This window comes from Methylobacterium sp. Leaf104 (genome assembly GCF_001422885.1).
In the GTDB taxonomy this organism is placed as follows: Bacteria; Pseudomonadota; Alphaproteobacteria; order Rhizobiales; family Beijerinckiaceae; genus Methylobacterium.
In genome coordinates, this window is record NZ_LMMZ01000007.1 from 1 (window position 1) to 23,704 (window position 23,704).

24 protein-coding genes and 1 pseudogene are annotated in these 23,704 nt (G+C 68.9%); 17 read left to right on the forward strand and 8 right to left on the reverse strand.

All coding sequences use genetic code 11. The features are described from left to right. Window positions 1–162: 162 nt before the first annotated feature. A pseudogene (locus tag ASF49_RS22975) lies at window positions 163–345 on the reverse strand (NAD-dependent epimerase/dehydratase family protein); the annotation flags it as partial. Between the two features lie 168 nt (window positions 346–513). Here ASF49_RS22975 and galU point away from each other — a divergent pair. Further along, complete coding sequence (gene galU / locus ASF49_RS07935) at window positions 514–1,380, forward strand: UTP--glucose-1-phosphate uridylyltransferase GalU (RefSeq protein ID WP_056470571.1); 867 nt, start codon at window positions 514–516, stop codon at window positions 1,378–1,380. A 453-nt stretch (window positions 1,381–1,833) separates the two neighbouring features. Here galU and ASF49_RS07940 read toward each other — a convergent pair whose 3' ends face one another. Then, entirely contained in the window at window positions 1,834–2,049 is a 216-nt protein-coding gene (locus tag ASF49_RS07940) for a hypothetical protein (protein WP_055953370.1), read from the reverse strand. A gap of 439 nt (window positions 2,050–2,488) precedes the next feature. Between ASF49_RS07940 and ASF49_RS07945 the strand changes: the two genes are divergently transcribed. From ASF49_RS07945 to ASF49_RS07955, 3 genes are all read left to right on the forward strand, one after another. After that, on the forward strand, window positions 2,489–3,646 hold the full coding sequence (locus ASF49_RS07945) for a S1C family serine protease (RefSeq protein WP_056470379.1): 1,158 nt from the start codon (window positions 2,489–2,491) through the stop codon (window positions 3,644–3,646). Window positions 3,647–3,711: 65 nt separating this feature from the next. Then, window positions 3,712–3,966: a hypothetical protein gene (locus ASF49_RS07950; protein ID WP_056470385.1), complete on the forward strand. Its 255-nt coding sequence runs from the start codon at window positions 3,712–3,714 to the stop codon at window positions 3,964–3,966. Then, a complete protein-coding gene (locus tag ASF49_RS07955) occupies window positions 3,963–4,640 on the forward strand; it encodes a J domain-containing protein (RefSeq protein WP_056470388.1) in 678 nt (225 codons plus the stop codon). The genes ASF49_RS07950 and ASF49_RS07955 overlap by 4 nt, the downstream gene beginning before the upstream one ends. 130 nt (window positions 4,641–4,770) lie before the next feature. Here the strand turns inward: ASF49_RS07955 and ASF49_RS07960 are convergent, their stop codons facing one another. Next, window positions 4,771–6,261 (reverse strand): D-alanyl-D-alanine carboxypeptidase, encoded by a 1,491-nt coding sequence (locus ASF49_RS07960; protein ID WP_056470391.1) that lies wholly within the window; start codon window positions 6,259–6,261, stop codon window positions 4,771–4,773. A 301-nt stretch (window positions 6,262–6,562) separates the two neighbouring features. Here ASF49_RS07960 and ASF49_RS07965 point away from each other — a divergent pair, with 301 nt between their 5' ends. From ASF49_RS07965 to ASF49_RS07980, 4 genes are all read left to right on the forward strand, one after another. Further along, window positions 6,563–7,012: a phasin family protein gene (locus ASF49_RS07965; protein WP_082510995.1), complete on the forward strand. Its 450-nt coding sequence runs from the start codon at window positions 6,563–6,565 to the stop codon at window positions 7,010–7,012. A 301-nt stretch (window positions 7,013–7,313) separates the two neighbouring features. Beyond that, window positions 7,314–7,742: an ATP-dependent Clp protease adapter ClpS gene (gene clpS, locus ASF49_RS07970; RefSeq protein ID WP_243214876.1), complete on the forward strand. Its 429-nt coding sequence runs from the start codon at window positions 7,314–7,316 to the stop codon at window positions 7,740–7,742. A 23-nt stretch (window positions 7,743–7,765) separates the two neighbouring features. Beyond that, window positions 7,766–10,240: an ATP-dependent Clp protease ATP-binding subunit ClpA gene (gene clpA, locus ASF49_RS07975; protein ID WP_056470392.1), complete on the forward strand. Its 2,475-nt coding sequence runs from the start codon at window positions 7,766–7,768 to the stop codon at window positions 10,238–10,240. A 197-nt stretch (window positions 10,241–10,437) separates the two neighbouring features. After that, window positions 10,438–10,701 carry a hypothetical protein gene (locus tag ASF49_RS07980; RefSeq protein WP_056470395.1) on the forward strand — a complete coding sequence of 88 codons (264 nt, stop codon included), beginning with the start codon at window positions 10,438–10,440 and terminating at the stop codon, window positions 10,699–10,701. Between the two features lie 4 nt (window positions 10,702–10,705). Here the strand turns inward: ASF49_RS07980 and egtD are convergent, their stop codons facing one another. Next, window positions 10,706–11,680: an L-histidine N(alpha)-methyltransferase gene (gene egtD, locus ASF49_RS07985; protein WP_056470400.1), complete on the reverse strand. Its 975-nt coding sequence runs from the start codon at window positions 11,678–11,680 to the stop codon at window positions 10,706–10,708. Between the two features lie 32 nt (window positions 11,681–11,712). Continuing rightward, window positions 11,713–12,984: an ergothioneine biosynthesis protein EgtB gene (egtB, locus tag ASF49_RS07990; protein ID WP_056470402.1), complete on the reverse strand. Its 1,272-nt coding sequence runs from the start codon at window positions 12,982–12,984 to the stop codon at window positions 11,713–11,715. A gap of 212 nt (window positions 12,985–13,196) precedes the next feature. Here egtB and murI point away from each other — a divergent pair, with 212 nt between their 5' ends. From murI to rpsD, 3 genes are all read left to right on the forward strand, one after another. Further along, entirely contained in the window at window positions 13,197–14,072 is an 876-nt protein-coding gene (murI, locus tag ASF49_RS07995; protein ID WP_056470404.1) for a glutamate racemase, read from the forward strand. A 90-nt stretch (window positions 14,073–14,162) separates the two neighbouring features. Beyond that, window positions 14,163–14,600 carry a DUF3291 domain-containing protein gene (locus ASF49_RS08000; RefSeq protein WP_056470406.1) on the forward strand — a complete coding sequence of 146 codons (438 nt, stop codon included), beginning with the start codon at window positions 14,163–14,165 and terminating at the stop codon, window positions 14,598–14,600. 203 nt (window positions 14,601–14,803) lie between these two features. After that, window positions 14,804–15,421, forward strand: coding sequence for a 30S ribosomal protein S4 (gene rpsD / locus ASF49_RS08005; RefSeq protein ID WP_056189104.1), 618 nt, complete (start codon window positions 14,804–14,806; stop codon window positions 15,419–15,421). Between the two features lie 96 nt (window positions 15,422–15,517). On the opposite strand, the gene ASF49_RS08010 is transcribed toward rpsD, so the two are convergent. Together ASF49_RS08010 and ASF49_RS24700 are read right to left on the reverse strand one after the other, a co-directional pair. Next, window positions 15,518–15,793, reverse strand: a complete 276-nt coding sequence (locus ASF49_RS08010) for a hypothetical protein (RefSeq protein ID WP_056470408.1) — start codon at window positions 15,791–15,793, stop codon at window positions 15,518–15,520. Window positions 15,794–15,905: 112 nt separating this feature from the next. Next, window positions 15,906–16,664, reverse strand: coding sequence for a cold-shock protein (locus tag ASF49_RS24700; protein ID WP_056470410.1), 759 nt, complete (start codon window positions 16,662–16,664; stop codon window positions 15,906–15,908). Window positions 16,665–17,044: 380 nt separating this feature from the next. Between ASF49_RS24700 and ASF49_RS08020 the strand changes: the two genes are divergently transcribed. The 6 genes from ASF49_RS08020 to ASF49_RS08045 all read left to right on the forward strand — a co-directional run bounded on the left by ASF49_RS08020 (window position 17,045) and on the right by ASF49_RS08045 (window position 23,244). After that, window positions 17,045–17,515, forward strand: coding sequence for a response regulator (locus tag ASF49_RS08020; protein ID WP_056189093.1), 471 nt, complete (start codon window positions 17,045–17,047; stop codon window positions 17,513–17,515). A gap of 157 nt (window positions 17,516–17,672) precedes the next feature. Next, window positions 17,673–18,773, forward strand: coding sequence for a Ppx/GppA phosphatase family protein (locus ASF49_RS08025; RefSeq protein ID WP_056470413.1), 1,101 nt, complete (start codon window positions 17,673–17,675; stop codon window positions 18,771–18,773). Next, a complete protein-coding gene (locus tag ASF49_RS08030) occupies window positions 18,770–19,486 on the forward strand; it encodes an RlmE family RNA methyltransferase (RefSeq protein ID WP_056470417.1) in 717 nt (238 codons plus the stop codon). The genes ASF49_RS08025 and ASF49_RS08030 overlap by 4 nt, the downstream gene beginning before the upstream one ends. A gap of 311 nt (window positions 19,487–19,797) precedes the next feature. Continuing rightward, window positions 19,798–21,048 (forward strand): alpha-hydroxy acid oxidase, encoded by a 1,251-nt coding sequence (locus tag ASF49_RS08035; RefSeq protein WP_056470421.1) that lies wholly within the window; start codon window positions 19,798–19,800, stop codon window positions 21,046–21,048. Window positions 21,049–21,482: 434 nt separating this feature from the next. Further along, window positions 21,483–22,667 (forward strand): hypothetical protein, encoded by a 1,185-nt coding sequence (locus ASF49_RS08040; RefSeq protein WP_056470424.1) that lies wholly within the window; start codon window positions 21,483–21,485, stop codon window positions 22,665–22,667. Between the two features lie 37 nt (window positions 22,668–22,704). Then, entirely contained in the window at window positions 22,705–23,244 is a 540-nt protein-coding gene (locus ASF49_RS08045) for a hypothetical protein (protein ID WP_056470427.1), read from the forward strand. 4 nt (window positions 23,245–23,248) lie between these two features. On the opposite strand, the gene ASF49_RS08050 is transcribed toward ASF49_RS08045, so the two are convergent. Next, window positions 23,249–23,671, reverse strand: a complete 423-nt coding sequence (locus tag ASF49_RS08050) for a DUF779 domain-containing protein (RefSeq protein WP_056470430.1) — start codon at window positions 23,669–23,671, stop codon at window positions 23,249–23,251. Between the last annotated feature and the right edge of the window lie 33 nt (window positions 23,672–23,704).

Consider the following 23,704-nt stretch of genomic DNA (forward strand, 5'->3'; position numbering starts at 1 on the left):
GAGAGAAGATGAATCTCCCACGGGCGAAGAGCCGCGGGGCCGGCCGGTCCGTGACCAGAGACTGGTCCGCGACATCGCCGACGACGAGCTTGACTTCGGGAGGGAGCGCCCAGTCGAACCCGGTCGAGAGGGCGTCGAGCACGACGACCTCTTCGTGTCCGGCTCCGTGACCAGAGACTGGTCCGCGACATCGCCGACGACGAGCTTGACTTCGGGAGGGAGCGCCCAGTCGAACCCGGTCGAGAGGTCGTCGAGCACGACGACCTCTTCGTGTCCGGCGTCGAGAAGTGCCAGGACCATGTGGCTGCCGATATAGCCCGCCCCGCCCGTGACAAGAACCGCCATGACACCTTCTCCCCAAACGTCTCACCGACGATATATCGGAAATCGAGCTTGTCGGTTATGCCCGTAGCGGCGACGCCTCGATCACCTCTGTCAGTGGAGGTTGTAGCGGGGCGACGTCAATCCATTCGAGGTTCTCCTCACCCTATCCTCGCTACCGGGTCCCGCTTGATGAAACCGATTCGCAAAGCCGTCCTGCCCGTTGCCGGCTTGGGCACCCGTTTCCTTCCGGCCACGAAGGCGGTTCCGAAGGAGATGCTCACCGTCGTCGACCGTCCCGTCGTGCAGCACGTCGTCGACGAGGCTCGGGAAGCGGGGATCGAGCACTTCATCTTCGTGACGGGACGCGGCAAGGCGGTGATCGAGGATCACTTCGACGTCGCCTTCGAGCTCGACCGGATGCTGCAGGAGCGGGGCAAGACCGAGGCCTACGAGGCCCTGAAGCGCGACCTGCCGGCGGCCGGCCAGACCAGCTTCACCCGGCAGCAGGCGCCCCTCGGCCTCGGCCACGCGGTGTGGTGCGCCCGCGAGATCGTCGGCGACGAACCCTTCGCGGTCCTGCTGCCCGACATGCTGAGCCGGGGCTGCATGCAGCAGATGCTCTCCGCCTACGAGCGCCACGGCGGCAACGTCATCGCGGTCGAGGAGGTCAAGCCCGAGGAGACGCACCAGTACGGCATCGTCGGCGTCGGCCAGACCTTCGGCCAGACCTTCGAGATCAACGGCATGGTGGAGAAGCCGAAGGCCGGCACGGCGCCATCGAACTTCATCATCTCGGGCCGCTACATCCTCCAGCCCGAGATCTTCGACATTCTCGCGCACGGCGAGACCGGTGCCGGCGGAGAGATTCAGCTCACCGATGCCATGATCAAGCTCGCCAAGGACCAGGCCTTCTTCGGCATGCACTACCAGGGCCGGACCTACGACACCGGCTCCAAGCTCGGCTTCCTGACGGCCAACATCGCCTACGCCCTCGAGCGCAAGGACCTGTCCGATGCCCTCAAGGCCGAGATCGCGCAGCTCCTGAGCGAGCACTAGGGACGAGGCGCCGCCGCGGGAGACGTGACACGCCGCGGCGAGAATCTGCGTTGAACGACGTTCAAAGCCCTTGCATTTTGTGCGGCGCACTTTAGATTGTGCATTGCGGGACCGCGATGGCGTCGCGGTTCAGCAGCCCTTCTTGGGCGTTTCCTCCCTAGACTTCGGGCCGCTCTTCGGAGCGGCCTTTTTTTCGTCCGGTGTCCGGCGCGTCACGGCGGCGATGGGGCCAGCCAACGCCGTGAGGCTGGCTCCGAGAACATCGCTGGAATGCGGGCGCGTCAGGATGGGGCAGGGGAGGCTACGGATCTGCACGCGATGTGGGAGTCGCGGAGCGAAGGCTCGGCGTGGTGCCGCAGGGATCGATCATGCGCCGCGAAGCGGCGCGCGGGCCGGCCGCGCACGGGGCGGCGGTCGGCTCGCGGGACGACGGGCGCGAAAGCGCCGACGGGCTCAGTTCAGGTAGGTGCGGATCCAGTTCGGCGAGAGGACCTCGCCATCCTCGGTGATGATCCAGGGCTGCTTGGCCGGATCGGACAGGGCGCCGGCCGCGGCCTCGATCGCCTCGCGCAGGGTGCGGTAGCGGGCGGGCTGCGCGAGGGGCGCCGGGACCGGAGCGGTGCGCCAGATCGTGAGATCGGCGGGGCGTTCCAGGGCTTGGGTTTCCATAGGTCTCGATTCCTTCAATCGTGAGGGTCGTTCCCCGCGATGCCGGATGTCCGGCCAGAAGTCTGTACGACCTCGAACCTGAACATTTGCTGCGGGACGTCTATCCGGGTGAATGGAAGCATCTCTAAGGCAGCTTTGAGGTCAAATCAGGCAAGAATGAAAAGCTCATTCCGGCCAGAACGCTCCCTCCCTCACATAAAGCGCGCCGTTGCTGATCAGCGCGCAGAATATGGCTGCTTTTGGACGCCCTCTCGTTCTGTTTTGTCGCTTCGGCTGACAATATCGAGCCGATGTTTATCTTTGGTCGCGTCCGGCTTCCGTGTGCTGTCGCACCCTGATCCGTCACGCCACCCATCCAGTTGAAGGGCATTGGGTCACCGCCCAGTTAATGGACCTGCGAGGCGATGCGGTTTTCGCAGCATGGTGAAGAGGATGACACATGCCCGATCGGTATCCGCCGCGGCCGGCGGATCGCTTCCTGCGCTGGGCCGCCGGGGCGGCCCTCATCCTGCTCGCGCTGTTCGTGGCACAGCCCTACCTGACCGGCTTCCTGTTCTCGGCCGAGAGCCCGCGGGCGGTCACCGCCCGGGGCGACCTCGCGCCCGCCGAGACGGCGACCGTGGACCTCTTCGCCCGCGCCAGCCCGTCGGTGGTCCACGTCTTCGTCCAGGCGGCGGCGCAGGGGCGGGCCCTGATGGGGGTCGACAGCGAGAACGGCGAGCAGGGCGGTGGCTCGCAGACCGGAACGGGATTCCTCTGGGACGCGGCCGGGCACATCGTCACCAACAACCACGTGGTCGCGGCGGCCGCCCAGGGCGGCGGCTCCATCGCGGTGCGCCTGTCCTCGGGCGAGGTCGTCTCGGCGAGCCTCGTCGGCGCGGCGCCGAGCTATGACCTCGCGGTCATCCGCCTCGGCCGGACGACCGCCCCGCTGCAGCCCCTGGCGGTCGGCACCTCCGCCGACCTCAAGGTCGGCCAGTCGGCCTTCGCCATCGGCAACCCCTTCGGCCTCGACCACACCCTGACCACCGGCGTGATCAGCGCGCTGCAGCGGCGCCTGCCCACCAGCGCGGGCCGCGAGCTCTCGGGCGTGATCCAGACCGATGCGGCGATCAACCCGGGCAATTCCGGCGGCCCCCTCCTCGATTCCGCCGGGCGGCTCATCGGCGTCAACACCGCGATCTTCTCGCCCTCCGGGGCCAGCGCCGGGATCGGCTTCGCGATCCCCGTCGACGTCGTGAACCGCGTCGTGCCCGAGCTGATCCGCAACGGCCGGACGCGCAATCCCGGCATCGGCATCATCGCGGGGCAGGAGGCCACCGCGGCTCGCCTCGGCATCGACGGGGTCGTCGTCCTGCGCGTCCTGCGCGGCTCGCCCGCCGCCGCGGCCGGCCTGCGCGGGGTCGATCCGCAGACCGGCGAGATCGGGGACATCATCGTGGGCGCCGGAGACCGGCCGGTGCACCGCCTCGCCGATCTCACGGCCGCCATGGAGGCTGCCGGCCTCGGCGCCTCGATCGATCTCACCGTGGAGCGCGACGGGCGCACGCGCCGGGTCCGCCTGACCACCACCGACGTGGCGGAGAGCCGGCTCTGAGCCCGCCCCCTCGTCACGGCGCGCCGCGCTCGCTAAAGCGGCGCATCGATCAGCGAAGGCGATCCATGGCCCGGCACCGCTCTCCCCCCGTCGTCCTGCTCTGGCTCGCCGGCGCCCTCGCCGCCGGCGCGGCCGAGCGGACCCCGCCGCATCTCTGCCCGGAGAACGCACCGGAGGGCGTCCGGCTTCCGCGGCGCCCCGGCTGCGGGACCGCCCGCGCGCGACCGGCGGCATCGGACGCGCAGGGCTTTCGCGACCTCGGCGGGGTGACGCTGCGGGTCGGAGGCCGGGTGAGCGCCGAATACGGCACCGGCCGGTGACGTTCCTCGCCGGTGCGGTCGCGCTTCTCCTGATCTGGTGGTTCGGGCGGAACCTTTGGCTTCGCCATCCCGCTCTGACCACGCGCGTCCTGCGCCGGGTCGGAGGCTACGCCGCTCTCGCGGGGGCGGGCCTGTTCCTGGTGCGGGGCCGCGTCGAACTCGCGATCCTGTTCGGCGGGGGTGCCGTCTGGTTGCTCGAAGGCTCGGACGGTCTTCGGAGCCGGGGCCGGGCCTTTGCCGCCCGCTTCGATCCAGCCCGCCTCACGGGCGCGACCATCCGCTTCGACGGGGTCGGAGAGGGAATTGCCCTTGCGGGACCCTATGCGGGACAGCCCCTCTCGGTGATCCCGCTGCCCGCCCTGGTCGCCCTGTTCGGACGCGACGCGGAAACGACGCGGCGCCTAGAGGCGTATCTCGACCGCCGGCATCCCGCCTGGCGTGTAGACGCTCAGGGAGATTCCGACCCGGGGCCGCGCCGCGCGGCGTATCCAGGGGCGATGACGGAGCAGGAGGCCTATGAGATCCTGGGGCTTGAGCGCGGGGCGTCCCTGGAGCAGGTCCGCGCGGCTCATCGGACGCTGATGAAGCGGCTGCACCCCGACCAGGGAGGCACGGCCGAGCAGGCGGCCCGCGTCAACGCGGCCCGTGACAGGCTTAACAACCGACATCGCTGATACTCCACGCGCGTTGCCAGACAGGGAATGTCGAGGGTGCGGACGTCCGGCGATACGAACCGGGCGTAGCTGTGCTGTGCCGGCCCGCCCGCGGGCGGCTCCGGTCCCTTGCCAAGCCGTCAGCGCGAACTCAGCTGCGGGTGGCGAAACAGTTGAAGCCGTTGCGCTTCAGGGCGTTGCAGGCGTCCTGCGCGGTGTCCTGCTCGGCGAAGCCGGAGAAGCGGGCGCGGAACAGCGTGGCGCCGCCGTGCTCGACCTTCACGGTGTAGGGCGAGGCCTTGGCCAGCGCGCCGCCGGCCCGGCTGCGTGCGTCGGAGAGCATGGACTTCGCCTTGTCCTCGTCGTCCATAGCGCCGAGCTGGATGACCCAGGCCGTGGGCGTGATCCGCGCACCGGCCACCGGCTTCGGACCTTCGGTGCGCGGGCCATCGACGGAGGCGAGGCGGGCGTCGGTCTTGCCGCCGGCCGGGAACGCGGCCTGGCCGTTCGACGGCGCATAGGCCTGCGCCGACGCCGGGAGGGCACCGGAGCGCCACTTCATGCCGGCGCTGCCGGGCGTCGTGGTGGCGGAGCGGTTGGGCGAGATGTCCAGGGGCTGCCCGGCCCGCAGGGTCGAGGCCGTGGTCTCCACGTCCGCCTCGTCATCGGCGGAGGCGACCTGGGTCCGGGTCCGCGAAGCGCCGTCGGCGACCACGGCGGGGCGGGCGCGCTCGGCGACCTCGGTGGTCGCGGGGGTCTGGCGGGAGCCGGCATAGGCGCGGGGCAGGGACTGGCGGACGAGGTCGGCCATGATGCGGTCGCGGCTGGCGCCGGACTTTCCGCCGAGCACGATCGCCACGATCTGCCGGTCGTCGAGCCTGGCCGCCGTCATCAGGTTGAAGCCGGAATCCCGGGTGTAGCCGGTCTTGATCCCGTCCACGCCCTGGACGTTGCCGAGGAGACGGTTGTGATTGCCGATGACCCGGCCGCGGAACGCGAAGGAGCGGGTCTGGAAATACTTGTAGTAGCGCGGAAAGCGATCCTGGATCGCCCGGGCGAGGATCGTCAGGTCCCGCGCCGTGGTGATCTGGTCGGCATCCGGCAGGCCGGACGCATTGGCGTAGTGGGTGCGGCTCATGCCGAGCGCCTTGGCCTTCTGCGTCATCATCTCGGCGAAGCGGGACTCCGAGCCGGCGATGTTCTCGCCGATGGCGCAGGCCACGTCGTTGGCCGACTTGGTCACGATCGCCTTGATGGCGTCCTCGACCTCGATGGTGGATCCCGGGCGCAGGCCGAGCTTCGAGGGGGCCTGGGAGGCAGCGAAGGACGAGATGGTGAGGGGCGACTCGAGGGTGTAGCGCCCGCGCTCCAGCTGCTCGAACAGCATGTAGAGGGTCATCACCTTGGTGATCGAGGCCGGGTGGCGCAGCGAATCCTCGTTGATCGCGTGCAGCGTCTTGCCGGTCTTCACGTCCACCACCATGGCGGCATAGGGCGGGTTGTAGCCGCCACCGCCGCCACCGCGGTGATGGTGGCCGCGCCGCGCCTCGGCCGGGGAGGCGAGGGCGGCCAGGACGGCGGCCGCCGCGATCGCGGCCGACAGGGCGGGCACCCGGCCGACGCGGGGAGTATGGCTACGCATCACGACTCACTGCCTCGACATGCACGGCCCGCGGGCCGGCTTGCACCGCAACATCTCGGCGGGGTGTGCGGCCGTGCCGCCGTAACCCCGCAACATCTGTCAATCAGGCTAGGTGGACGCAGTTACGGCCCGGTTAATGCCATGCGACCGATTCTCGAAATCGATCGGCATGGTGCAGTGCAATATATCGCTTGACGTTCCATATTGCATCGCACACATAGGCGATACGGGCCGCATCCGGCCTCGCGGGCATCTGCCCGACACGTCAGGGTAAGCCCCATCGGGGCGAAAGGATCATCAGATGAGCCAAGTTTACGAGAAGGCCGCCGAGATGAACAAGACCGGTCTCGCCACCGTGATGAAGAGCGTCTCGTCGCTCGCCAAGACCAACCAGACCGCCGGCATCGAGATGGCCGATTTCGCCAAGGAATCCTACAGCGCCGGCGCCGAAGCGATGAAGAAGCTGGCCGCCGCCCGCACGCTCCAGTCCGCCCTCGAGATCCAGGCCGACTACCTGAAGGCCTTCTACGAGCGCTTCCAGAGCCAGGCCAAGGTGATGACCGATCTGTATCAGGGCCTCGCCCAGGAGATCGGCGCGCCGCTGCAGGCCAAGGCTCCCTTCGACATGAAAACCTTCTTCGACTCGAAGGCGTTCTTCGACCCCAAGACGTTCTTCGATCCCAAGGCCTTCGACCTGAAGTCCTTCCCGAAGCTCCCGGGCTTCCCCGCGGCCGAGCAGAAGGCCGCCTGACACCCGGCGTTCCGCAAGCGGAGGGCTCCGCTCGCGGACCCGGCCTCGAAGCCTCCCAGTCGGCCTCGTGCGAGCCATCGCACGGGGCCGTTTCCGTTTTCACGCCGACCGTTCGCGGCTACGCGCTCGGCGACCAGCGCGGACCCGGACCGTGACGGTCTCGGACAAGTGCGCGCAGCCGACTGGCGAAGCGGCCGAACGCCCTATAGATTACCGGCGATGCGAGCGCGCCTCGCCGGCGCGACCCGCGGATGAGCAGCCAACGAGCAGCATGCCGCACCAAGGGGTCGATGCAATTCAGATGACCGACGTCCTGATACGGGGCAGCGAATCCTCGCGCGCGGGCGGCCCCGAAACCTTCCCGCATTACCGTCACCGCACGGATGTGCGGGCGGCGGACGAGCCGCGCGAACCGGGTGGTGCGGATGACGGACGTTCCGGGACCGCCATCATCACCCGCACCAAGCCGAAGACCAAGCGACCGAGCCTCTACCGGGTTCTCTTGCTGAACGACGACTACACACCGCAAGAATTCGTCGTTCACGTCGTCGAAAAATTCTTCAACAAGTCGCAGGAAGCCGCGTTTCAGATCATGATGCACGTGCACCACAACGGTGTCGGCGAGTGCGGCATCTTCACGTACGAAGTTGCGGAGACCAAGGTGACGCAGGTCATGGACTTCGCCCGCAAACACCAACATCCTCTCCAGTGCGTTATGGAAAAGAAATAGGCACCCCACACAGAGGCCACGCTTTGCCCAGCTTCTCTCGCAGCCTAGAACAAGCTCTCCACCGCGCCCTGGCGCTCGCCGGCGAGCGCCGGCACGAATATGCGACGCTGGAGCATCTCCTGCTCGCCCTCGTGGACGATCAGGACGCGGCGGCCGTCATGCGGGCCTGCAACGTCGAGGTCGACACCCTCAAGCGCGCCCTCGTGGAGTACGTCGACACCGAACTGTCGAACCTCATCGGGGACGGCCGCCAGGATGCCAAGCCGACGGCCGGTTTCCAGCGCGTCATCCAGCGCGCCGTGATCCACGTGCAGTCCTCCGGGCGCGAGGAGGTCACCGGCGCGAACGTGCTGGTGGCGATCTTCGCCGAGCGCGAGAGCCATGCCGCGTACTTCCTGCAGGAGCAGGACATGACGCGCTACGATGCGGTCAACTACATCAGCCACGGCATCGCCAAGCGCCCCGGCGCCTCCGAGGCCAAGCCTGTGCGCGGGGCCGACGAGGAATCCGCCTCCGAGCGCCCGAGCGGCGACGAGGGCGAGGGCCGCACCAAGAAGAAGGGCGATGCCCTCGACGCCTATTGCGTCAACCTCAACAAGAAGGCCCGCGACGGCCGGATCGACCCGCTGATCGGCCGCGAGGCCGAGGTGCAGCGCACGATCCAGATCCTGTGCCGCCGCCAGAAGAACAACCCGCTCCTCGTGGGAGAGCCCGGCGTCGGCAAGACCGCCATCGCCGAGGGCCTGGCCCGCAAGATCATCAACAAGGAGGTTCCCGAGGTCCTCATCGAGGCCACGGTGTTCTCCCTCGACATGGGCACCCTGCTGGCGGGCACCCGCTACCGCGGCGACTTCGAGGAGCGCCTGAAGCAGGTGATGAAGGAGATCGAGGCGCATCCGAACGCGGTGCTCTTCATCGACGAGATCCACACGGTGATCGGTGCCGGTGCCACCTCCGGCGGGGCAATGGACGCCTCGAACCTGCTCAAGCCCGCGCTGGCCAACGGCTCTCTGCGCTGCATCGGCTCGACCACCTACAAGGAATACCGTCAGTACTTCGAGAAGGACCGCGCCCTGGTGCGCCGCTTCCAGAAGATCGACGTCAACGAGCCGTCGATCCCCGATGCGATCGAGATCGTGAAGGGCCTGAAGCCGTATTTCGAGGAGTTCCACAAGCTCAAGTACACCACCGAGGCCGTGAAGGCCGCGGTCGAGCTGTCGGCGCGCTACATCAACGACCGCAAGCTGCCGGACAAGGCGATCGACGTCATCGACGAGACCGGCGCCTCGCAGATGCTGGTGCCGGAGGCGCGCCGCAAGCGCACCATCGGTGTCAAGGAAATCGAGGCCACCATCGCCACGATGGCCCGCATCCCGCCGAAGACCGTCTCGAAGGACGACGCGGTGGTTCTCAAGAACCTGACCGAGAACCTCAAGCGCGTGGTCTACGGCCAGCCCAACGCTATCGAGGCGCTGACCTCGGCGATCAAGCTCGCCCGGGCCGGCCTGCGCGATCCGGACAAGCCGATCGGCTCGTACCTGTTCGCGGGTCCGACCGGCGTCGGCAAGACCGAGGCCGCCAAGCAGCTCGCCGCGTCCCTCGGCGTCGAGATGCTGCGCTTCGACATGTCGGAGTACATGGAGCGGCACACGGTCAGCCGCCTCATCGGCGCGCCGCCCGGCTATGTCGGGTTCGATCAGGGCGGCCTGCTCACCGACGGCATCGACCAGCACCCGCATTGCGTGCTGCTGCTCGACGAGATCGAGAAGGCGCATCCGGACCTGTTCAACATCCTGCTGCAGGTCATGGATCATGGCAAGCTGACCGACCACAACGGCAAGCAGGTCGATTTCCGCAACGTGATCATCATCATGACCACGAATGCGGGCGCCTCCGACCTCGCGCGCTCGGCCTACGGCTTCACCCAGGCCAAGCGCACGGGCGACGACGTCGAGGCGATCAACAAGCTGTTCGCGCCGGAATTCCGCAACCGTCTCGACGCGATCATCTCCTTCGGCCACCTGCCGAAGGACGTGGTGGCGAAGGTGGTCGACAAGTTCGTCCTCCAGCTCGAGGCGCAGCTCGCCGACCGCAACGTCACCATCGAGCTCTCCGACGAGGCGCGCGAGTGGCTGACCGAGAACGGCTACGACGACGCGATGGGCGCCCGGCCGATGGCCCGCCTGATCCAGTCGACCATCAAGACCCCGCTGGCCGACGAGGTCCTGTTCGGGCGGCTCAAGGATGGCGGCGCGGTGCGGGTGGTCCTGCGCAAGGGCGAGGGCGCGGAGAAGGACGGACTCGGCTTCGAGTTCCCGGCCGGCCCGGTCACGCCCAAGCCCGAGAAGGACGTGGCCAACGCGGCCAAGAAGCACAAGCGCACGAAGGCCAAGGCCGGCGCACGCAAGACGAACGACAAGCGCGACGACAAGGGCGGCCCGAGCGGCGGCTCCGGTGGCGTCCGAACCGTTCCGAAGGTGCCGCTGGTCAAGGCCTGATCGCGATCCGTCGAACCGGCCCCGCCCGTGGGGGAGGGGCCGGTTCGTCACGTCTTGAGGGTGCGGAAAACGACATCGGGCGGTCGACACGCGGTCGCCGGATGGTTAGCAAGCGCGGGAACGGAGAGCGGGCACTGCGAGAGACTGGCCGGATACGCCTCCCCAACGCTGAGATCGGTTGAGGAGGGGCGTCCCCGATGAACGACTTGCAGGAGGGACCCCTCACGCCCATCGCGACCAAGCAGCCGCCGGCCCCGAAGCTCACGGCCCGCGAGCAGCGCCGCCTGCGGCGCAGGCGGCGCCGGCGCGGTGAGGAGATCCTGGGCTGGATCCTCGTCCCGGTGATCGTCGTTGGGATCTACTGGGGCGTGACCGCCGGCCTCGACTTCCTCGGAACCTCGCCGGGCCAGCTCTGGGACCAGCTGATGCAGGTCAAGGCGATGATGGAGAAGCGGAGCTGATCCGTCAGCACCGCCGCAGGGCGTGGATCGAGAACAGCCGGTCGGGATCGGTCCAGACCGCCTCGGCGCTCCATCCGGCTTCTTGCGCCAGGGCGCGGAAGCCTTCGACCGTGTATTTGTAGCTGTTCTCGGTGTGGATCGTCTCGCCCTCGGCGAAGGCGATCACGCGATCGGCGATTCGGATCGTCTGGGCCTTCAGGCTGACGAGATGCATCTCGATGCGGGAGGCCTCGGCGTTGAAGAACGCGCGGTGGGCGAAGGCGTCGAGGTCGACCTCGGCGCCGAGTTCCCGGCGCATCCGCACGAGAAGATTGCGGTTGAAGGCCGCCGTCACGCCGGCCGCGTCGTCATAGGCCGCATCGAGCACGACCTTCGCCTTCACGAGATCGACGCCGATGATCAGGGCGGCGCCCGCACCGAGCACACGCCCGAAATGGGCCAGCAGCCGGGTCGCCTGCGGCGGCTCGAAATTGCCGATGGTCGAGCCCGGGAAGAACCCGGCCACCGGGCCGTCCGACAGGCCGTCGGGCAGGGTGAAGGCGCGCGTGAAATCGGCCGCCACCGGAGCGATCGTCAGGTTCGGGAAGTCACGGGCCAGGGCTTCGGCCTCGCGCAGGAGAAAACTCTCCGAGACGTCGACCGGGACGTAGGCGGCCAGATCCGGCCGGTGCACCATCAGGCGCCGGACCTTGACCGTCGAGCCGCTGCCGAGTTCGACGAGGTTGGCCCCTGCCGGCAGGGTGGCGGCGATGGACGCGCCCTGCGCCTCGAGGATGCCGAGTTCCGTACGCGTCGGGTAGTATTCCGGCTGCCGGGTGATCGCCTCGAACAGATCCGAACCCGCCGCGTCGTAGAAATACTTCGCCGAAAGGTACTTCTGCGGCGCCGAGAGGCCGGCCAGCACGTCGTCCAGGAACTGACGCTCGGCGTCGATGGCGGCGATCGGGGTCGCGTCCGTGAAGACGGGGTTGATGGTCAAGGGACGTCTCCGGGTGCGCGACGATTCGAGGATCAGGACCGGGCGTCCGACAGGCGCAGGCCCGTGAACTGCCAGCGCTGGTGCGGGTAGAAGAAGTTGCGGTAGCCGACCCGCGCATGGCCCTGCGGCGTCGCCACCGAGGAGCCGCGCAGGACGAACTGGTTGGACATGAACTTGCCGTTGTACTCGCCGAGCGCCCCGTCCACCGGGCGGTAGCCCGGGTAGGCCGTGTAGGCGCTTCGGGTCCATTGCCAGACCAGTCCGAAGGCGTCGGGGAGATCGCCCGCGCGCGCTGCCACCTCCCACTCGAACTCCGTGGGCAGGTCGCGCCCGGCCCAGCGGGCATAGGCGTCGGCCTCGTAGTAGCTGATATGGGTGACGGGAAGCGCCGGATCGACCGGGCGGATCCCCGCGAGCGTCATGCTCGCCCAGCCGTGATCGGCCTCGCGCCAGTAGCCCGGCGCCTGCCAGCCCTCGGCCTGGGCCGCGATCCAGCCGTCAGAGAGCCAGAGTTCGGGCCGCGCATAACCACCATCGGCCATGAATTCGAGCCACTGCGCATTGGTCACCAGGGCCCGGTCGATGGTGCCGCCCTGGATGAGCGCGTCGTGCCGGGGCGATTCGTTGTCGAAGGAGAAGCCCTCGCCGTCGTGGCCGATGAGCGCGATGCCGCGGCGCAGGTCGGTGCGGCCCGTCGCGCCCTGTGCCTGCGGAAAGCGCCAGTCCGCGTCGTAGGCCGGTCCGAGCGGGTTCTGCGCGAAGGCGTGCAGGATGTCGGTGACCAGCAATTCCTGGTGCTGCTGCTCGTGATAGAGCCCGATCTCGAGAACTGGGAGGACCGCTTCGAGGGCGCTCGCCGAAGCTTGGCTCAGCAGGGCGTCGACGGACCGGTCCACATGCGCGCGATAGGCGGCGACCTCGTCCGCCGTCGGGCGGGTGATCAGGCCGCGCAGGATCCGCGGCTGACGCGGGCCGGCGGCGACGTAGTAGGAATTGAACAGGTAGTGCAGTCGCTCGTCGTAGATGGCGTAGCCCGGCAGGTGCTCGCGCAGCAGGAACTGCTCGAAGAACCAGGTCGTGTGCGCGCGGTGCCACTTGGTCGGACTGGCATCCGCCATCGACTGGACCTGCTGGTCCTCCGGAGAGAGTGGCCCGGCGCGGCGCTCGGTCTCGTCACGGACATGGTGGAAAGCCGCGATCCAGGCTGCACGGTCGACGGGTCTGGCCGAGAGGGGCGGGGGCGGGAACGCGGATCGGCCGGGCTCCGCCTCAAGGGTCTCGCGAAACGCTGCCGTCGCTGCCATGGCGACCACTCCCAGACTTGAAGGTTCGGACTCGAACGTCAGGAGGAGATATGGCCGCGCGCGCATTCGGCAACGGAGGCGCATCGGGGTCGTTCGTCGCGGCCACGCTCGGACCGGCGGATCGATCGCCTTTTTCCGGCCACGGTGACCTCCCCTTAACCCTCCGGGGCCGACACTTCGCCGTTCACGCGGGACAGTCGGGCCGGACTCGGATGCGGATCGATCTCATGGCAGGAGCGACCACGGCGGCCGTGGCACGGAGCGTCGCGCCGGCGCCGACCATCCTGGTGTTCGATTCCGGGCTGGGCGGCCTGACGGTGCTGGAGCAGGTCCGGCGCGCCCGGCCGGATGCCGCTTACGTCTATGCCGCCGACGACGCCGCTTTTCCCTATGGCCGCCTGGCGGAGCCGGTGCTAATCGACCGGGTGCTCGGCGTCATGGAGCGCCTGATCGGCCTGCATGCGCCGGATCTCGTGGTGGTGGCCTGCAACACCGCCTCGACCCTGGTGCTTCCCGCCCTGCGCCAGCGCTTCGCGACGCCGTTCGTCGGCGTCGTACCGCCGATCAAGCCGGCGGCCGAAGCGACCCGCTCGCGGGTCGTCAGCCTGCTGGCGACGCCCGGCACCGTGGCCCGCGCCTATACCCACGAACTCATCGAATCCTACGCGAGCGCCTGCGCCGTCACCCTGGTGGGCGCCCCGAACCTCGCCGGATTCGCGGAGGCCGAGCTTGCCGGCCTGCCCGTGGACGACGACGCCTTGGCCCGCGAGATCGCGCCCTGCTTCGTCACCCTCGAAGACGGCCGGCGCACCGACGTGATCTGCCTCGCCTGTACGCACTATCCCCTGCTGCTCGCCCGCTTCCAGACGCTCGCTCCCTGGCCCGTGACCTGGATCGACCCCGCCCCGGCCATCGCCCGGCGGGTGATCCAGCTCCTCGGACCCGTCGATCGCAGCGCCCCGGCCTCCGCTCCGGTGCAGGGGGCCTTCACCGGCGGATCCGGCCTGACCCCGTCGCTACGCCGCTCCCTGGCCGCGCGCGGCATCGACGGAATCGCGGTGGAGGGCATGCCGCTGGGCCTGCAATAGCCGACGCGGCGCTGGCGCCCGGCCTCCAGGTCTGCGCAGGTGCGCGACATCTGCGCGGGCGCAAGAATTTCCGGGGCGAACGAACCCACCATGCCGTTCATCAGCGTCACCCGCCTGCGCATCCGCGCGCTGCGCTTCCTGCCCGGCTTCGCGCTCCACGCCGTCCGGACCCGCAACCAGGTTCGGGCGGCCCCGGGCTTCATAGGTGGGGCGCTGCTGCCGGACCGGAGCTGGACCTTCTGGACCATGACGGCCTGGACCGACGAGGCCAGCATGCGCGCCTACATCCTGGCGGGCGCGCATCGGCGTGCCATGCCGCGCCTGGTCCACTGGTGCGATGAGGCCTCGATCGTTCACTGGGTCCAGGACGCGGCGGACCTGCCGTCCTGGGCGGCGGCGGACGCGCGCATGCGCGCCGAGGGCCGGCCCTCCAAGGTCCACCACCCGAGCGCGCGGCACGCGGCGATGACCTACCGCGAACCGCGCCTGACCCGCTCGGGGCCGATCCGCCCGGCAGCGTCGGTCTGAACCGAGCCGGCTCGGCATTGACGCGGAGGTCGACCTGCTCTAACGAGGCGCCGGTGACAGGGCTCCGACGAGGGGCCCCGAAGCATTTTCCAGCGCACCCGTGGGCGGCAATGTCCGTCCTGTCGCTCCGTCCCCGACCGAGGCCGGGGGCGAAGAGAGGAGGGCGCGTTCCTCGATAGATCTCCATTGCGAGAGGAACCGCGATGTCAAAACGCATTCAGGCGAAGCACAAGCTCGATCGCCGCATGGGGCAGAACATCTGGGGCCGCCCGAAGAGCCCCGTCAATCGCCGCGAGTACGGCCCCGGCCAGCACGGCCAACGCCGCAAGGGCAAGATGTCCGACTTCGGCACGCAGCTGCGCGCCAAGCAGAAGCTCAAGGGCTACTACGCCAACATCACCGAGAAGCAGTTCCGCCGCTACTACGCAGAGGCGATCCGCCTGCGCGGCGATTCCGGCGAGAACCTGATCGGCCTGCTCGAGCGCCGCCTCGACGCCGTCGTGTACCGCGCGAAGTTCGTTCCGACTCCGTTCGCGGCGCGTCAGTTCGTCAATCACGGCCACGTCAAGGTCAACGGCCAGCGCGTGAACATCGCCAGCTACCTCGTGAAGCCGGGAGACCTGATCGAGGTCAAGGATTCGTCGAAGCAGCTCGAGATCGTGGTCGTGGCCGCGCAGCTCCCTGAGCGCGACGTGCCCGATTACATCGAGGTGGATCACTCCAAGATGACCGCCCGCGTCACCCGCGTGCCGAATCTCGGCGAGGTTCCCTACCCGGTCCAGATGGAACCGAACCTCGTGATCGAGTTCTATTCGCGCTGATCCCCACGGATCACCGGCGACGATACGACAGGGCCGCCCGCGAGGGCGGCCCTTTCTCGTTGCGGGTTCGTACGGCCGGGGCGGATGCGCGGGATGTCAGCGGGTGACGGCGCCGGCCCCTTGAGACGCCCGGTTGCGCGACTGCAGGGCGCGGGACGCATCCCGCGCGCTCGGCGGAAGTCCGGTCTCGGCGGCGGTTCCCGACTCGTCGCCCGGCAGGCCGGGCACGAAGCCGCGCTTGTCGCGTCCACCGGTCTCGAAGCCGTAGCCCGCATTCACGCCGGCATAGAAGCCGGTGAAGTCCTCGGCCGAGGCCGGGAGCTGCATCGCCAGGCCGGCGAGGCCGATCAGCGCGAGGAGGGCGGTCCGCATCGCAATCTCCGAAGGCAAGTCAGGTCTCGAAACGTGAAACGGCGGCCCGGTGGGGGCCGCCGTTTCAGTCATGCCGTGAAAGGTGGCCGCAGCGCGGCCAGCCCCGGGACGATCAATCGTCGACGTTGATGCTCTGGGCCTCGCGACCCTTCTGACCCTCGACGACGCCGAGGACGACCTGCTGGCCTTCGGCCAGGGAGTCGAGGCCGGCGCGGGAGAGGGCGGAGCGGTGCACGAACACGTCCTTGCCGCCGTCGTTGACGGAGACGAAGCCGAAGCCCTTGGCCGGGTCGTACCACTTCACGGTGCCGGTCATCTCGGTGGACGGACCGCTGGCGAAGCGGCCGCCGCCACGATCACCGCCGCGGTCGCCGTAGCCACCGCCGCCACCACCGTAACCGCCGCCACCGCCGAAGCGGTCGCCGCCGCCGAAGCCGCCGCTGCGGGGCGGACGCGCGTCGCGCATGGGAGCGGCCTCGGCCGTGGAGGTGTCGACGCTGGTGACGTCCGTCACCTGCGGACCCTTCTGGCCCTGCGCGGTGTGGACCGTCAGGCGCGTGCCGGGGAGAAGGTCGGCATGGCCAGCTGCTTCGACGGCGCGGATGTGGAGGAAGGCATCGCCCGAGCCGTCAGCCAGCTCGACGAAACCGAAGCCTTTCTCCTTGTTGAACCACTTGACCGTCGCATCGCGCTCCGGCCCAGAGGGTGCCGCGGCGGCGCGCGACGGACCACGGTCGAAACCGCCGCCACCGCCGAAACCGCCACCGTAGCCACCGCCGCTCGGGGGAGCCTGATCCGGCCAACGCGGCTCGGCTCCACCCTCATCGAAGCCGCGCTTCTGCGGCCCCCGAAAATCACGACCACGTCCCATAGAAAGCTCGCAAAAACCGTCCGCCGACCATCAGTTTCGATAACCGCGTGCGCGCCATCCCAGACAGCCCACGCTCCGCCCTATCATTACTCCCAGCAGCGGTGACCAAGAATAACGCCTTAGTCCTGACTGAAAGCCGCCTTGATCGCAAGATGCTTCTGTCCCGCTTGGCGAGAGTTCCGTAACTTTCCTGCGGCAAAATGCGTAGCTTTTTCGCGCAGCCGCGTGGGCGGCCCACCCCGTGCCTGCCATTTGAGCAGTTTCCGCCGGGCGCGATCGAGTCGATTTGCTGGCCGACGTTAGCAAAGCGCAAAGCCCCGGGGAGGTAGGGTGCCGGCGGGGCACGCTCGCCCCGACTCGCCGGGCCCGACGCCGCATCGATGATCGCCACTCCGAGCTTTCCGGACCTCTCGGCACTCGTGGTCGACGAGAGCCTCTATATCCGCCGCATCGTGCGCGACATGCTGATGCGCGTCGGCATCAAGCGGGTCCTGGAGGCGCCGGACGGGGCCGAGGCCCTCGGCGTCCTGGCCGAGAGCAAGCCGGACCTGACCATCATCGACTGGGACCTGGCCATCCTCTCCGGCGAGGAGTTCATCCGCCTCGCCCGGACCCCCACCACCTCGCCGTCGCCGACCGTCCCGATCATCCTGATGCTGGCGCAGCCCCGCCGGAACGTGGTGGACCGGGCGATCTCGCTCGGCGTCAACGAGATCATCGCCAAGCCGTTCTCGCCCAAGACCCTCTGGTCGCGCCTCGACGAGGTGATCAACCGGCCCCGCCCGTTCTCGCAGGTCAAGAGCCTGCTCAGGCCGGTGCCGCGCATGGCCGCCGCCGGCAAGCTCGGCTGACCCGCCGGCCGCTCCGTTCGGGCGGCCGAAATCATCCCCGATCCACGCGCCCTCGTGATCGAGGCTTTGCAGTTTGCCGGGGAGACCTGTAGCGTCCCGGGGACGTGTTGGTCCGGCTCTCCGCCTGGGACCACGATCGGGGATTTCGGCTCGGCCGATGAGGGAAGAGAGCGCCGCGACCATGCCGGCCCGCCCGAGCGGTGGGAAGACGCCGTCACCGGCCCCCGCCTCGCGCGCCGACGCGCCGGGAACCCCGGGGCGCGCCAGCCGGCGCAGCGCCTATGCCGCCCTCGACCTCGGGACCAACAATTGCCGCCTGCTGGTGGCGGAGCCGGCCGCTCACGGCTTCCGGGTCATCGACGCGTTCTCGCGCATCGTGCGCCTCGGCGAGGGCCTCGGCAGTTCCGACCGGCTCAGCGAGGCGGCGATCGAGCGGACCATCGAGGCTCTGCGGGTCTGTAAGGCCAAGATGCAGGCCCGCGGCGTCGTGCGGGCGAAGATCATCGCCACCGAGGCCTGCCGCCTCGCGGTGAACGGGGCCGAGTTCGTCGAGCGCGTCCGCGACGAGGTCGGGCTCGACCTCGAGATCGTCGACCGCCAGACCGAGGCCTACCTCGCGGTGACGGGCTGCGCCGCCCTGGCCGACCCCTATTCCGAATCGGTGGTGATCTTCGACATCGGCGGCGGTTCCACCGAGATCGCCTGGCTCGACGGGGCGGCGACCAACCCGTCCGCCGACCCGACCCTGCGCATCCGGGCCTGGGATTCCCTGCCGGTGGGCGTCGTCACCCTGGCCGAGCGGCACGGCGGCTCCGACGTCACGCGCCTGACCTTCGAGGGCATGGTCGAGGAGGTGGCCGACCTGCTGGCGCGCTTCGCGATCCGGGCCGCGCCCGCCGCCAATGCCCGGCACTTCCACCTGCTCGGCACCTCCGGTACGGTGACGACGCTGGCGGCGATGCACCTGCGTCTCGCCCGCTACGAGCGCCGGCGGGTCGACGGTCTGTGGATGAGCGACGCCGATGTCGGCGAGGCCATCGACGACCTCCTCGACACCCGGCTCGAGCAGCGCGCGGACAATCCGTGCATCGGGCGCGACCGGGCGGACCTCGTGCTCGCGGGCTGCGCCATCCTGGAGGCGATCCGCCGGGCGTTTCCCTCCGACCGCCTGCGCATCGCCGATCGCGGCCTGCGCGAGGGTCTCCTGATGAACATGATGCGTGAGGACGGCGTCTGGCGCCGTGGGAGCTACCGGTGAGTGACAGGCGTGGTGCCGGCGCGGGTCTGCGCGGCGAACTCAAGCAGCGGGTCAAGACGGGGCGGGGCCGCACCGCTTCCCAGAAGCGCTGGCTCGAGCGCCAGCTCAACGATCCCTACGTGGCCCGGGCCAAGCGCGAGGGCTACCGCTCGCGCGCGGCCTTCAAGCTCATCGAGATCGACGAGCGCTTCAAGCTCCTGAAGCCCGGCCAGCGCATCGTCGACCTCGGGGCGGCCCCCGGCGGCTGGTCGCAGGTGGCGGCCAAGATCGTCGGCGCCAGCGGCAAGATCGTCGGCATCGACCTTCTCGAGATCGAGCCCATGGTCGGCGTCGACTTCATCACCCTCGACTTCCTCGCCCCGGAAGCCCCGAAGCTGCTCACCGACCTCCTCGGCGGGCCGGCCGACCTCGTCCTGTCCGACATGGCCGCCAACACCACCGGACACAAGCAGACCGACCACCTGCGCATCATCGGCCTCGCCGAGACGGCGGCGGAATTCGCCCGCGAGATCCTGGCGCCGGGCGGCTCCTACCTCGCCAAGGTGTTCCAGGGCGGAACCGAGGGGACCCTGCTGGCCGACCTGAAGCGCGACTTCGCCAGCGTGCGCCACGTGAAGCCGAACGCCAGCCGGGCCGATTCGAGCGAACTCTACGTCCTGGCTTCGGGCTATCGCGGCCCGGCCGGGGCCGCCGTCGATCCTCGGGACGGCTGAACCGGGCCATCCTGGGGCGCGTGAAGCGTGACCATAATGCGCTGGGTGCAATGCAGCATGCAGTCCCGTGCAGACCTCTCCACTGTGAGGATCTGTCTACGCCGGCCTCCCGTCATCTTATTCTCATTATAAAAGTCGGGCCGGAATTATATCGGGTGGTTCGCGTCCGAAACTGTAGAACTATAGATCCGCGCTGCGATCTTGCGCAGTGCAACATTTCTGGTGCAGGACGGCGGCTTCGCGAGATTGCTGTGTGAGCCCGTTCCATGTCCGAGACTTTTCAACCTCAGCCCGGTCCTGAGACTGAAAAAATGTTCCATCGCCGCAAGTTCCTGGAATTCCTGTCGGCCAGCCCCGTGGTGGCGCCGTCGATGGTGAGCGCGCTCGCCGGCCTGTCGGCCCTCGGCACCGATTCGGCCATGGCCCAGAGCTACGACGTCCTGCGCCAATCCCCCGGCAATGTCGGCGAGATCATCGATTCCCCGAGCCAGGCGCTGAACGTCTTCGACTTCGAGCCGGCCGCGAAGAAGGCCCTGCCCCCGGCCCATTACGGCTACCTCGCCAGCGGCGTCGACGGCGACGAGACCCTCAAGGCCAACCGCGACGGCTTCGAGAAGATCCGCATCCGTGCCCGCCGCCTCATCGACGTGCGCAAGATCGACACCACGGTGAAGATCTTCGGGGAGACCTGGGCGAGCCCGATCGTCCTGGCCCCGGTGAGCAGCCAGGGAGCCTTCCACCCCGAGGCCGAGTCGGCCGTGGCGCGCGGCGCCAAGGTCAAGGGTCACCAGATGATCCTGTCCACGGTGGGCAGCACCTCGATCGAGGACGTCATCAAGGAGCGCGGCGCCCCGGTCTGGTACATGCTGTACCCCACCGACGACTGGGCCGTGACCGAAGCGCTGGTGAAGCGGGCCGAGAAAGCCGGCGCCCCCGCGATCGTGCTCACCGTCGACCGCCAGGGCGGCCGCAACACCGAGACGCTGTTCCGCGAGCGGCGGATGGACACCCGCAACTGCTCGGATTGCCATACGCCCGGCTTTAAGAACGAGGTTAGCCGCAAGCCGATGTTCGACGACATCGACGTGTCGAAGGTGACGAACCTCTACGGCACCGGCATGACCTGGGACTACGTGAAGCGCCTGCGCGGCATCGTGAAGGGCAAGCTCGTCCTCAAGGGCATCGTCACCCACGAGGACGCCAAGAAGGCCCTCGATTACGGCGTCGACGCCCTGATCGTGTCGAATCACGGCGGCCGCGCCGAGGAGAGCCTCGAGGCGACGATCGACGCGCTGCCGGAGGTGGTCCAGGCGGTCAACGGCAAGGTGCCCGTCCTCATCGACGGCGGCTTCCGACGCGGCACCGACGTGATCAAGGCCCTGGCGCTGGGCGCCAACGCGGTCTGCATCGGGCGTCCCTACGTCTGGGGTCTGGCCGCCTTCGGCGAGCCCGGCGTCACGGCGGTCCTGGCGATCATGCAGCGCGAGTTCGAGACGATCATGCGCCAGGTCGGCGCCACGAAGCTCTCCGAGATCACCCCGGCCAGCGTCAGCCGCGCCTGATCCCGAGGGCCGCGCGGCAGATTTCACCGCGCCGCCAGGACATCGCTCCCCGGGCCGGACCGCCCGGGGAGCGATGGGCGTTTCGGCCCCCTCCGAAGCGGACCGAGCGCGTCGGTCCTCGGTCTTGCACGGAGCTCTCCCTTCACCCGGCCTGAACTGGACCGGGGTCGATCCTCGACTTCCGGGTCCGACCGGGTTCGGCGCGACAACTCCGCTCCGACCGATGATCGGGCGCAGGACCCGTCTCGATTTCTGCCCAAACGGACGATCACCGGCATCGGGGTCGCGCGTGATTACGCTTTCATTAGCCCTGATCCGCACGAAGGTTCGAGGGTCTCGGTGAAATCAAGACATCGTCCACGCTCCACCATCTATAGCGACCGGAGCTGGTCCGGGCACTTGGCCCCGGACGCACAGGCGATGTGGAGTTGCCCATGGTCTCCCGGTTTCTGGTGTCCCTGCTCGCGACCGGGATCGGGTTCGCCGCGACCGCGGCGGCGGCCAAGGACGTTCCCTTCGCGAAGGTGAAGGACTGGGAGATCAGCCGCAGCGGGGAGGGCGACAAGGCCAAGTGCCTCATGGCCCGCGGCTACCAGGATCCGGACGACGAGAATGCCAGCTCGGTGGTCGTCGCCACCTCTCCGGGCTTCCTGATCCTCTCCCTGGGCTACCAGGGCTGGTCGCACGACAAGGGGGACCGCACCGTGGTTCTCCTGGCCGGCGGCAAGGTCGTCCTTCCGCGCTCGAAGTGGAAGGCGGACGAGACCCAGCTCACCGGCGAGTTCCCGGACACGCTCCTGCCGCATCTCCTGGGCGCCGACGCCCTCGTGCTGCGCTTCAAGGACGGCGACGCCGACTTCAAGATCCCGGCCTTCGCCGAAGCCTTCGAGGCCCTGAAGCGCTGCAACGGGGACACGGCGCCCGTCGCGACGGAGATCCCGTCGGAAGGCCGCATCGCCAACTACGCGAGCGGGCTCTACTTCCAGAAGGCGCTGACGGATTGCGAAGTGGCGAGCACGGGCAAGCAGCGCGCCGACCTCGACGCCAAGCTGGCGGGCATGCGCCCGGAGATGAGCCCGATCCAGGCCCTGATCGACATCGAACTCGCCAAGCGGTTCAGCGACCCGAAGGAGCCCTTCTGCCCGAAGCCGGCCGACGCGGCGGCTTTCGGGACCGCCCTCGACCAGTACCTCGTCCTGCCGCCGGAGGCCTTCGCGGCCGAGACGGCGCGGCGCCAGGAGAAGAAGAACGCGGCCGCGCGGCCCTCGGAGACCCGGATCAAGGTCTACGGCATGGGCCTGATCTTCCAGAAGCTTCTCGGGAGCTGCGAGATCCCGACCACCGCCCGGCAGCGGGCCGCCTTCGATGCCAAGCTCGCGGCCCTGGCGCCCGAGATGACGACGGTCCTGGACGAGGTTCAGGGCAAGCTGCAGCCGACCCTGACGAAGCCGGTTGCCGAACTCTGCGGCGCATTCCGCGACCTGTCGGAGGATCCGCAGCCCATCGTGGCGTTCTCGACCCAGACGCCCGAGGACTTCGCCGGGTTCATGGATGCCCGCGAGGCCGCCAAGTCCGCGGCCAAGGCGGCGGACACGCCGGTGCCCGGCGCCAAGCTCTGAACCGCGACCGTCCCCGCCCCAACCGGAGAACCCCGTCATGAAGCGCCCGTCGCCGGCCCGGATCTGCCTGTTCGGCCTCCTCGCCAGTTTCGTTTCCCCCGCGGTCGCGGCAGCCCAGGAGAGTCGTCTCCCGGAGCGTCCCCTGTTCGAGAGCCTGAACGGCTGGCAGGTCGAGCGGGCCGGCAGCATCACCGGCACCAATGCCTGCGTGATCGTGCGGTCCTACGTCGACGAGGACGATGACGACGCCGACAATTCCGTCACCTTCGCGCTGGAGAACAAGGCGCTCGTCGTGGTGCTGACCTACAGCAAGTGGCAGCACGACAAGGACGAGAAGATCGTGGCCGCCACCGAGCTCGGCGGCAAGACCGTGAACGCCAAGGCGACCTGGACCGGCAACGGCACACGGCTCGTCGGAACCCTGCCGGCCAACCTCGTCGAGAAGGCCGCGGAATCCGAGGAGATTCTGCTCAAGGGCAAGGGCTGGAAGGCGGGCTTCGACCTCAGCGGAGCCTCCGAGGCCTTCGCGGCGATGAAGCGCTGCAATGCCGGCGAGGCGCCGAAGCCGCGCGCCTGACGCCTCAGATCCGGCAGGCGCCCGCGAGGGCCGTGTTCTCGGCCTCGGTGAAGATTCGGGACCGGATCAGGAAGCGTTTGTCGCGGCCGTTCTCGAGGGAGAACATGCCGCCGCGGCCGCGCACCACGTCGAGGATGAGGTGGGTGTGCTTCCAGACCTCGAATTGCGGCCGGCTGATCCAGAAATCCGCCCCCGCCACGGTGCCGAGATGGACGTCGCTGTCGCCGGTCAGGAAGTCGCCGACCGGATAGCACATCGGCGACGAGCCGTCGCAGCAGCCGCCGGACTGGTGGAACATGACCGGACCGTGATCGGCCCGCAATTCCTCGATGAGGTCGATGGCGGCCGGGGTCGCGGTGACGCGCAGGGGCGTCCCGTCGGCGCCGGCCTGATCGGCGGTGGTCGGGTCGAGGGCGGTCTCGCTCATGGGGCGGTCTCCGGGAAGGGCCTTTCGGGAGAG